Here is a 10,304-nt window from a genome sequence, read left to right as displayed (position 1 = left end):
CGCCCCCCCAGACCCCCCCCCGCAGGCGCCCCCGTCCGGCGCGCCGGTCGTGCCCCAGCTGCCCGAGGCCGTGCAGGACCTCACTGTCGGCGGCATCCTGCGGGGCACACGATGAAGCGCACCGCCCTCGCCGGTCTCACCGTCGTGCTGCTCGCGGGCGGGTGCGGGCTGCCCGACGTCGCGTCGCTGCCGTTGCCGGGCGGCGCACCGGCCGGCGACGGGTACACCGTGACGGCCGAGTTCGCCGACGTGCTCGATCTTGTGCCGCAGGCCGCGGTCAAGGTCAACGACGTGACCGTCGGCAGCGTCGAGGGGATCTCGCTGTCCGGCTGGACGGCCCGCGTCCGGATGCGCATCGGCAGGGACGTGCGGCTGCCGGAGAACGCCACCGCCGCTGTGCGGCAGACGAGCCTGCTCGGCGAGAAGTACGTCGCGCTGGAGGTGCCCACCACCGAGTCCCCGCGCGGCCGGCTGACCGACGGCGCGGTCGTGCCGCTGGCCCGCACCAGGCGGGCGGCCGAGGTCGAGGAGGTGCTTGCCGCGCTGGGGCTGCTGCTCAACGGCGGCGGCCTGAGCCACCTGAAGACCATCAACGAGGAGCTGGCCAAAGCCCTGGAGGGACGGGAGACCGAGGCGAAGGACGCCCTGCACCAGCTGGACACCTTCGTCGGCGGCCTGGACCAGCAGAAGGCCGACATCGTCCGCGCGATCGACTCGCTCGACCGCCTCACCGGGCAGCTGTCCCGGCAGCGGGACGTCATCGGCACGGCGCTGGACTCGCTCGCGCCGGGCCTGACCGTGCTCGAGGAGCAGCGGGAGCAGCTCACGCTCGCGCTGACCGCCCTCGGTGAGCTGGGCCGGGTCGGCACCCAGGTGGTCAACCGCAGCCGCGACGACACGCTGGCGGTCCTGCACTCACTGCAGCCGATCCTCGAACAGCTGGTGAAGGCGGGCGACGCCCTGCCGAAGTCGCTGGACTTCATGCTGACGTTCCCGTTCCCGCCCAACGTCACCGGCGCGATCGTCGGCGACTTCGTCAACCTCGGCGCGACCGCCGACCTCGACGCGACCACGATCCTGTCGAACCTGCTGGTGGCGACCGCGCCGCCGGCCGTCGCGGGCTCCGCGCCCGGCGCCCGGCCGGGGCACACCGACGACCCGTCCACCGGCGGCAAGAGGCCGGGCAAACCGCCGTCGACCGTACCCTCGCTGCCCGGCATGCTGCCCCTGCCGTGCCTGCCGCTCGGCGGGGTCCTGCCGCCCGGCTGGCAGCCGCCGTCTGGCTGCGACCTGCCCGAGGGCTGCAAGCTGCTGCCGCCGGGCACCATCGCACCACCCGGCAGCCTGCTGCCGCCCGGTGGGATCGTGCCGCCCGGCACCGTCTTCCCGCCCGGCACCGTGCTTCCACCCGGCACCGCCCTGCCGCCGGCCTGCCTGCTGCCGCCGGTCACCGGCGCGGTCACCGGGCAGCAGGGCCCGCTGCCGAACCTGCTCAACGGAGGGTTGCTGCCGTGATCCGACGCGCCGCCAAGTTGCAGGTCCTGGCCTTCCTCGTGGTCGGGCTCATCGGCGTCGCCTACGTCGGTGTCACGTACGTCGGGCTCGGCGACCGGCTCCTCGGCCGCGGGTACGTCGTCTACGCCGACTTCGCCGAGGCCGGCGGCATCTTCCCGAACGCGCCGGTGACCTACCGCGGAGTGCCGGTCGGCCGGGTCGACGCCGTCACGCTCCACGACGGCGGGGCCCGGGCGCGGCTGCGGATCGACGACGGTGTGCGGGTCTCCCGCGACACCAGGGCCGTGGTCGGCCAGCGCTCCGCGGTCGGTGAGCAGTTCCTCGACCTGCGCCCGGAGACCGACGCCGGCCCGTACCTCACGGACGGCTCGGTCGTCCCGCGCAGCCGCACCGGCATCCCGCTGGCCCCCGAGACGCTCCTGGCGAATCTCGACGCGCTCGTGCGCTCCGTCGACCCGGCCGCCCTGTCGATCGTCATCGACGAGCTCGGCACCGCCTTCGAGGGCAACGAGCAGGCGCTGCGCACGATCATCGACGCCGGTGACCTGCTCCTGCAGGCGGCGACCGCGAACCTGCCCCAGACGGTCACCCTGCTGCGCGACGGCCGCACCGTGCTCACCACACAGGAGGCGTCCGCGGCGGCGATCCGGGCCTGGGCGAGCGGGCTGGCGCAGCTCGCCCAGACGCTGCGTTCGTCCGACGCCGACCTGCGCCGGCTCATCGCCAACGGGCCGCCGGCCGCCGAGCAGCTCGTCGCGCTGCTGGACGGGCTCGACCCGACGATCGGCACGCTGCTGGGCAACCTGATCTCGGTCAACGGCGTCGCCACCCGGCGCCTGGCCGGCATCGAACAGATCCTGGTCGTCTATCCGATGGCCATCGCCGGCGGCTTCACCGTCACGCCGGGCGACGGCACCGCACACCTCGGACTGGTGCTCAACGTCGACGATCCGCCGCCCTGCAAATACGGGCAGACCACCCGGTGCAGCGGCGCCGACCAGGCCCGCGGCTCCAGTGTCCGCGGCACGAACAACGTACCGCGCCCCAGCGGCGGCGACCCGCCCCCGCCCGGCGACCCGGGCGCCCAGACGGGCGGCTACGACCCGGCGTCCGGCCTGGCGCTGGGCACCGACGGTCACCCGCTGCTGTTCGGCACCACCGGCGGGCAGTACCAGCTCGCCGGGGACCAGTCCTGGAAACAGCTCCTGCTCGCCGGGCTCGCCCCGTAGACCTTGGAAGGAGGGCATCCGTGCCCGCACACGAGCACCGCGCCCTGAAGCTGGTGCAGGGCGGCGCCACCGGGAGCGAGCTGCCGCCGCGCAGCGTCCGGCGGCGTGCCGCCACCCGCCGCACGCCCCGCCGCCGGGACCCGATCACCGCGGTCCTGCAACGCCTCGACGAAGCGCCGGTGCTGCCCGACGAGGAGGCCGAGGCCGTTGTCGAGGAGCCCGATGCTCCCGCGGAGCCGACCCGCCGGGTCACGCGCCGGCCGCACCCGCGCGCCGCGCGCCGCCCGGCGCCCGCCACCCGCCGCCGGACCCGGTTCACCCGCCCCGCGCCCAGCAATGTCGTGCTCGCCGTCCTGATGTGCGCCGCCCTGGCCGCCGGCGCCGTCTTCGGCAGCCGCTGGTATGACGACCGCATGCTGGAGCGCACACACCAGCAGGCCCTCGCGGCGGCGAAGCAGACCACGGTCAACTTCGTCTCGGTGAGCGCCTCCAGCGTCGACCGGGACCTGCAGCGGATCGCCGACGGCGCGACCGGCGACTTCCACGACGAGTTCGCACGGGGCCGGCCGCAGGTGCGGGCCGCGATCGTGGAGAACAACGTCGAGTCGCGCGGCACCGTGCTGCGCGCGGCGCTGGTCTCCGGCGACCGGCACTCGGCGGTCGTCCTGGTCGCGGTCGACGCGACCGTCCGCAACGCGAAGGCGCCCGACGGCCGCGCCTCGCACTACCGCATCCAGGTTGATGTCACCCACGACGCCGGATCGGGCCGCTGGCTCGTCTCGCGGCTCCAGTTCGTCGGCTGATCCGGGAGTTGATGATGCCGAAACTCAAGTGGCCCAGGCTCCGCATGCGTCGCGGCGTCGCCGCGTGCGTGGCCGTCCTGGCGCTCGGCCTCGCCGTCGCGGGCGCCGGCTGGCACCAGCACGAGCAGGCACGGCAGCGGGACGTCGCGGTCCGCCAGTCGCTCGCCGCCGCGACCGCCGCCGCGCAGGCGATCTTCTCGTACGACTACCGCAGTTTCGACACCAGCGTCGCCAACGGGCGGGCGTTCGTCACCGGCCAGTTCGCCGACGAGTACGCGAAGACGACCGCCGCGCTCAAGCCGCAGGCCGCGTCGGAGCAGGCGATCGTCCGCGCGGTGGTGTCCGCTTCCGGTGTCGTGACCGCGAGCCCGCAGCGGGTCGAACTGCTGCTCTACCTCAACCAGTACCGCCGCAACACGAACGTCACCGGCGAGAAGGTCGACCAGAACCGGGTAGTGCTCACGATGGTGCCGGTGAAGGGGGACTGGCTGGTGTCGCACGCTGTGGCGATCTGACCCGTGCCGGCGGCCGGAGCCGTCACCGCAGTCGCCGCCCGCGGTTGCAGCGCGAGCCGCTACGCCCGCGGGGCGATGGTGCTGGGGTTGCCGGCTGCGGGTCGGATCGTGCGGGTTGCCAGACCATACATCGCGGAGTCGTATGTCTACGGCACGCTCACGTCTCTTCGTGCGGGCAGATTCAACAGCGCCGGCCGGCCCACCGCCTGGCCCGCTGGCTGACCCGCCTCGGTCCTCGCCCGTGCCGACCTCGCGCGGGCGAGGACGATGCCCGCGTAGCCGTGGCTGGACTCCTGCGGCACGCGGTGGACCTCGACGACCGGGGCGGCGAACCCAGCACGCAGGGCCGCCCGCAGGTCGTGCTCGTCGACGTCCGCGCTCGGGAAGGACCGCCCGCCGACGGTGTAGGCGCGGCAGCGGCGCAGCGCCGCGGTCACGAACAGGCCGCCGGGCTCGACGAGACCCGTGATGTGCCGCATGTACCGCGCCCACGTCGCCCGGTCGGCGGTGGCGGAGTCCGCGCAGTACGCGCTGACCACGGTCGGATAGGTGCGCGGCAGCGGCCGCGGGTGCCGGGCGTCGACCTGCAGCAGCGCGGTGACCTTCCGGCGGGTCAGGTCCTCCCGGGCGGCCACCTGCTCGGCGGTCGGGTCGGCGGTGCCCTCGCAGCGCAGGGTGTGCGCCACGAACGGCCGCCAGTCGTGGGCGGCGGGGTCCCGCTCCAGCCACCGCCGGATCTCCGCCAGGTTGCCGGGCAGGTAGTCGCCGAGGTGGATCTCGGAGGCGACCCCGGCCGCCGCGAACACGTGGTGCAGGGTCGGCCCGACCCCGAAGAACAGCACCGGCCGGTCCCGGTCGGCGCCGCGCAGGGCGTCGACGAAGAAGGCGATGGTAGCGACCTCGTCCGGCTCGACGGTGCCGTAGTAGCCGCGCAGGTACGCGCCCGGGTCCCAGTCGGTGTCGAACGAGGCGTGCCCGCGGCGGCGCAGCATGAGCCGGGTGAGGCGGGCCAGGCCGTACTCGTAGCCGGCGGCGCCCAGGTTCGCGCCGGCGAGGAACAGCACGGCGCTGGTCGCCGACCCGGTCAGCAGGGCCGCGCCGAACGCGCCCGCGTAGTACGGGATCTCCTTGGCGACCTCGGTGGCGGTGTACCCGGCGGCCGCCGCGACCCGGGCTGCCCGCGGGTCCGGCGTGCACCGGCGGGTCAGGTCGTGCGCGGCCTTCGACAGCACGTTGGTGCTGGTCCCGGTCGCGGTGAGCAGCTGCTGGTTGGCGCGCAGGTTCACCGCCAGCCCCCACCCCCACAGGACGTAGCTGGCGGCGAGCAGCGCCAGCGCCCACCGGTGGCCGATCCCGTCGAGCAGGCCGGACGCGACGAGCCCCGCCCCGGCCGCGGTCGCGACGGCGTCCAGGGCCCAGGTCGCCGCCGCCGTCGCCCCGATGCTGACCAGCCAGGTCCTCACCGCAGAGCCCGTCGCACGCGCCGGCAAGGCCTTCACCGCAACGCCCGGCGCATGAGTTTGCCGGTCGCGGAGCGGGGCAGGTCGGCGGCGAACGTGACCGCGGCGAGCCGCTTGAACGGCGCGACCCGCTCCGCCACGTAGCCCAGCAGCTCCTCCGCGGTCGCCGGGAACCGCAGCACCACGTGCGCGACCGGCACCTCCCCGGCGACCGGGTCGGGCCGGCCCACCACGGCGGCGTCGGCGACCGCCGGGTGCATGCGCAGCAGTTGCTCCAGCTCCGCCGGCGGGACCTGGTGCCCGCCATGCTTGATCAGCTCCTTGAGCCGGTCGACGACGTACAGGTGACCGTCCTCGTCGAAGTGGCACAGGTCGCCGGTGTGCAGCCACCCGTCCGTGTCCAGGGTCGCGGCGGTCTCCGAGGGGCGGCCGCGGTACCCACGCATCAGCTGCGGACCGCGGACCCACAGCTCGCCGGTGCGCCCCAGGCCCAGGTCGGTGCCGGTGGCGGGGTCGACGATGCGGGTCTCGGTGCCGGGCAGCGGCCGCCCGACGGACCCGCGGCGCGGCGCGGCCGGGTCGCCGACCGCGATCAGCGCCCCGGTCTCGGTCATGCCGAGGCCCTGGCTGACGGTGCAGCCGAGCCGTTCCGCGCAGTGCTGCTCCGTCGCCGCGTCCAGGGGCGCCGCGCCGACGCCGAGCGCGCGCAGCGACGACAGGTCGAAGCGGTCGACGAGCGGGTGCCCGGCGAGGGCGTGCACGACCGGCGGCACGACGACGGTGAGCGTGACCCGCCGGTCCTGGATCGCGCGCAGGAAGGCCTCCAGGTCGAAGCGGGGCAGGGTGACGACGGTCGCGCCGGCCGCGAGGCCACCGGCGAGCAGCAGGTTGAGCCCGATCACGTGGCAGAACGGCGCGACGGCGAGGATCATGTCGTCCTCGGCGAACCCGAGCACCGCCTGGGCCTGCCCTACGTTGGCGACGAGCGCCGCGTGGGTGAGCTCGACGCCCTTCGGCAGTCCGGTGGTGCCGCTGGAGTACGGCAGCACCGCGACGTCCCCGTCAAGCACCGGATCGGGCGGCGAGGCGGGCGGCGGGGCGACCGCGTCGCCGGTGAGCTCGTCGAAGCAGAGGACCTCGCCGACCCCGGCCCGCCCGGCCGCGTCCTTCGCCCGCTCCAGCAGCTCCGGCGCCGTGACCAGCAGCCGCGCTCCCGAGTCCGCGAGCTGGGTGACGAGCTCCGCGGCGGTCAGCGACGGGTCGGCGCCGGTGAACGTCCCGCCGGCGGCCATCGCCCCGTACACGGCGAGCGCGTACGCGGGCAGGTTCGGGCTGTACGCGGCGAGGACGTCGCCGCGGCCGAACCCGCGGGCGGTGAGGGCGGCGGCGACCCGCGAGACCCCGTCGGCGAGCTCCCGGTAGGTGATGGTGGCGCCGGTCGCGGCGTCGAGCAGTGCCGCCTTGCCGGCGAGGCGGTCCGCGTGTCGCAGCACCAGGTGATGTACCGAATTCGCAGTCATGGCCGGGAAGGTAGGCGGGCGAGCGTGTGCGGACCGTTTCCCGAACGTGTGCGCGGGCGTTACCGTGCATGGCGACGACAGCGGCAGCGGTAGCAGCGGTGACGGTGGCGATGACGGAGCAACGGCTCACGATCCACACGCTCGGCCGCGCCGACCTCGCGCTCGACGGGCGGCCCCTGACCGGACCCGCCTCGGCCAAAGCGGCGGCGCTGCTGATCTACCTCGCGGTGACCGGCACCGGGCACACCCGCTCGGCCCTCGCCGGGCTGCTGTGGAGCGACCTGCCCGAGGCGACGGCCCGGGCCAACCTGCGCCTGGTGCTGACCAAGCTGCGCCGGGCCGTGCCCGGGCACCTCGACGTGGACCGGCGCACCGTCGGGTTCGCCGAAGGCGCCCCGGTCTGGGTCGACGCCGTCGCGCTGCTCGACCCGACGCTGCCGGCCGCGGAGGCGGTCCGGCTGTGCGGCGGGGAGTTCCTGCAGGGCTTCGAGGTGCCGGGCGCGGCGTTGTTCGACGACTGGGTCGCGGCGCGGCGGGCCGCGCTGCACGCCGACATGCTGCTCGTGCTCGACCGCGCCGCCCGCCGGGCCGCGGAGGCCGGCGACCCGGCGGCCGGGATCGACGCGGCGCGGCGGATGCTGGAGCTGGACCGGCTGCACGAGGAGGCGCACCGGGCGCTGATGGGGTTCCTCGCCGCCGGAGGGCAGCGCGGCGCGGCGCTCGCCCAGTACGAGACCTGCCGCTACCTCCTGGAGGAGGACCTCGGCGTCCCGCCCTTACCGGCGACGACCGCGCTGCGGGACTCGATCGCGGCCCCGCCGGCGCCCGCACCCGCACCGGACCCGCGGCCGCTCACGTCGCTGGTCGGCCGGGAAGGGGACCTGGCCCGGCTGCAGGAGCTGCTCGGCGACCCCGCCTGCCGGCTCGTCACCCTGGTCGGGCCGGGCGGCGCCGGCAAGACCCGCCTCGCCCTGGAGCTCGCGCAAGCGGACGCCGGGGCCATGTTCGTGTCGTTCGCCGGCATCGACCGTACCGACGACGCCGCCGACCTCGTCGTCGCCGACCTCGCCACCGCGTTCGGGGTGCCGCTCACCGCGCCGCGTGACCCCCTCGACCTGCTCGTGGCGCACCTCACCGGCCGCCAGATCCTCGTCGTGCTCGACAACCTGGAGCACCTGCCGGGCGCCGCGGCACCGCTCGCCGAGCTGCTGCGGCGAGTGCCCGGCCTGCAGCTGCTCGCGACGTCCCGGCGACCGCTCGGGCTCGGCGCCGAGTGGCTCGTCGAGGTGTCCGGGCTGCCGTTCCCGCCGCCGGGCACCCCCGGCGACGGCTACCCGGCGGTGCGGCTCTTCCAGGAACGGGCCAGGCTGCTGCGGCCCGGCGTCGAGACCGACGTCGACGGGGCCGCGCGGATCTGCCGGCTCGTCGGCGGGCTGCCCCTTGCCATCGAGCTCGCCGCCCGGTGGGTGCGCGCCGCCGCGCCCGGCGCCATCGCCGACCGGCTCGAACGCGGCCTGGAGCTGCTGTCCACGACCGCGCCGGACGTGCCGGCCCGGCACCGCAGCATCCGGTCGGTGCTGGACGCCTCCGTGCGCCTGCTGACCGACGAGGAGCGGCGTGCCCTGCGCCGGCTGTCCGTGCCGCACGGCTTCGACCTGGCCGCCGCGGCCGCCGTCGCCGACGCCGGGCTGCCGCTGCTGGGCGGGCTCGTCGACCAGTCGCTGATCACCGCCGGGCCCGACGGGCGCTACACGATGCACGAGCTGCTGCGGCAGTACCTGCGGCAACGGCTCGCCGAGGACCCGGCCGACGAGGCCGACACCCGGCGGCGGCACGCCCTGCACTACGCCGGCGCCGGTTTCGACGACACCGCGAACCTGCGGACCGCCACCGACTGGCTCGTCGCCGCCGCCGCACCCGATGACCTCGACGCGCACCTGCGGCGGCTGTGGATGCTGTACCGGCGGACCGGCGCGTTCAAGGAGGCACAGGCCGTCCTCGCCGTCGCGCTGCGCCGCACCGACGTGCCCGACCTGGCCCGAGCCCGCTGGCACCGGCTGCTCGGCGAGGCGCACCAGCAGCTCGGCGACGCCGCGGCGGCGCGCCGGGAGCTGGAGCAGGTCTTCGCGATCCTCGGCGCGCCGCTGCCCCGCTCCGCCGCCGGCTGGGCGGCGATGACCGTCGTCGAGCTCGTCCGGTCCGTCCGCCGCCCCCTACGCTCTGGTACGCCGGCGCGTCCCTCGGTGTTCCGGGAGCTGGCCGCCGCCGGTTTCGCGCTCAACGAGGTGTACTGGGTGCTCGACGAGCACCGGCCGATGCTGCCGCTGTCGCTGCGTTCGGTCAACGACATCGACCGCGACCCCGACGCCGACCTCACCGCCCGGACCCGTGCCGGGCTCGGCATGGTCGTGGGCACCGTCGGCCTGCACCGGCTGGCCCGCCGGCAGCTCGCGGCCGCCGTCGCCGCGGCCGCCCGCACCACGGACCCGCTGACCACCTGCTGGGTCGGGATCGTCGGGGGGCTGTACTGGACCGGGACCGCCGACTGGGCCGCCGTCGACGCCGCCACGGCGCGGGTCCTCGCCCGGCATCCCGACGCGCCGCTGCACCGGTGGTCCGACGAGGTCAGGCTCATCGCGGGGGTCGCACAGCACCTCACCGGGCGGCGGGCGGAGGCCCTCGCGTCGGGTGCGGCGGGGGTCGCAGCGGGGCGGCAGCGCCAGGACCCGGTCGTGCACCTGTGGGGGCTGCTGATCCTGCTGGAGGCGACCCTCGCCGACGACCCGGCCGACCCCGCGCTCGCGGGGTGGGTCGCGGAGGCGCTGCCGCTGCTGCCGTCCGCGTCGCGGATCGACGCGGCGCGGCTGCACACCGCGCAGGCGCGGATGCACCTGGCGGCCGGGCGGCACGGTCCGGCGTGGCGGGCGGTGCGGGTGGCCGACGACCTGATCGGGCCGCGGCCGACGCCGGCGCAGTACGGGCTCGAGGCCCTGGCCGGGATCGCGGAGGTCTGCCAGGCACTGATCGGCGCCTCCTTCGACACGGGTGCGGTGCGTCTTGTCGAGGGGGCGGCGGTGCGGCGGTTGCGGCGGTACGCGCGCACCTATCCGATGGCGCGGCCCCGGTACGGGCGTGTGCTCGGGCGGCATCTCGCGCTGCGGGGGCGGACCCGGGCCGCCCGGCGGGCGTGGGCGCGCGCCGCGCGGGCCGCGGAGCGGCTCGGGATGCCCTTTCTGTCGTACCCCGGTGCTTGACTGTCGGC

The 10,304-nt window shown here is 75.8% G+C and carries 7 protein-coding genes; 5 read left to right on the top strand and 2 right to left on the bottom strand.

From position 1 onward, the window contains the following. Positions 1-111 precede the first annotated feature (111 nt). From AB0I21_RS42245 to AB0I21_RS42230, 4 genes are read left to right on the top strand one after another with little or no spacing between them, the layout of a single operon-like run. Positions 112-1,515 carry an MCE family protein gene (locus AB0I21_RS42245; protein WP_360569306.1) on the top strand — a complete coding sequence of 468 codons (1,404 nt, stop codon included), beginning with the start codon at positions 112-114 and terminating at the stop codon, positions 1,513-1,515. After that, positions 1,512-2,744, top strand: coding sequence for an MlaD family protein (locus AB0I21_RS42240; RefSeq protein WP_360569305.1), 1,233 nt, complete (start codon positions 1,512-1,514; stop codon positions 2,742-2,744). The genes AB0I21_RS42245 and AB0I21_RS42240 overlap by 4 nt, the downstream gene beginning before the upstream one ends. A 20-nt stretch (positions 2,745-2,764) precedes the next feature. Beyond that, positions 2,765-3,547, top strand: coding sequence for a hypothetical protein (locus tag AB0I21_RS42235; protein WP_360569304.1), 783 nt, complete (start codon positions 2,765-2,767; stop codon positions 3,545-3,547). A gap of 14 nt (positions 3,548-3,561) precedes the next feature. After that, complete coding sequence (locus AB0I21_RS42230) at positions 3,562-4,062, top strand: hypothetical protein (protein ID WP_360569303.1); 501 nt, start codon at positions 3,562-3,564, stop codon at positions 4,060-4,062. Between the two features lie 146 nt (positions 4,063-4,208). Here the strand turns inward: AB0I21_RS42230 and gntF are convergent, their stop codons facing one another. Together gntF and AB0I21_RS42220 are read right to left on the bottom strand one after the other, a co-directional pair. Beyond that, positions 4,209-5,525 (bottom strand): guanitoxin biosynthesis pre-guanitoxin forming N-methyltransferase GntF, encoded by a 1,317-nt coding sequence (gntF, locus tag AB0I21_RS42225; RefSeq protein ID WP_360569302.1) that lies wholly within the window; start codon positions 5,523-5,525, stop codon positions 4,209-4,211. A 32-nt stretch (positions 5,526-5,557) separates the two neighbouring features. Beyond that, positions 5,558-7,042 (bottom strand): AMP-binding protein, encoded by a 1,485-nt coding sequence (locus tag AB0I21_RS42220; RefSeq protein ID WP_360569301.1) that lies wholly within the window; start codon positions 7,040-7,042, stop codon positions 5,558-5,560. Between the two features lie 110 nt (positions 7,043-7,152). On the opposite strand from AB0I21_RS42220, the gene AB0I21_RS42215 reads away from it, so the two are divergent. After that, complete coding sequence (locus AB0I21_RS42215) at positions 7,153-10,296, top strand: BTAD domain-containing putative transcriptional regulator (protein ID WP_360569300.1); 3,144 nt, start codon at positions 7,153-7,155, stop codon at positions 10,294-10,296. The last annotated feature ends 8 nt before the right edge of the window (positions 10,297-10,304 follow it).

The organism is Dactylosporangium sp. NPDC050588 (assembly GCF_040654975.1).
Classification (GTDB): Bacteria; Actinomycetota; Actinomycetes; order Mycobacteriales; family Micromonosporaceae; genus Dactylosporangium; species Dactylosporangium maewongense.
Note: the sequence above shows the minus strand (reverse complement) of the source record. Positions and strands in the feature narration are given on the sequence as shown.

Coding starts and splice junctions, on each gene's coding strand:
- AB0I21_RS42215 (WP_360569300.1), top strand. CDS start 7,153: ATGACGGAGCAACGGCTCACGATCCACACGCTCGGCCGCGCCGACCTC.
- AB0I21_RS42220 (WP_360569301.1), bottom strand. CDS start 7,042: ATGACTGCGAATTCGGTACATCACCTGGTGCTGCGACACGCGGACCGC.
- AB0I21_RS42230 (WP_360569303.1), top strand. CDS start 3,562: ATGCCGAAACTCAAGTGGCCCAGGCTCCGCATGCGTCGCGGCGTCGCC.
- AB0I21_RS42245 (WP_360569306.1), top strand. CDS start 112: ATGAAGCGCACCGCCCTCGCCGGTCTCACCGTCGTGCTGCTCGCGGGC.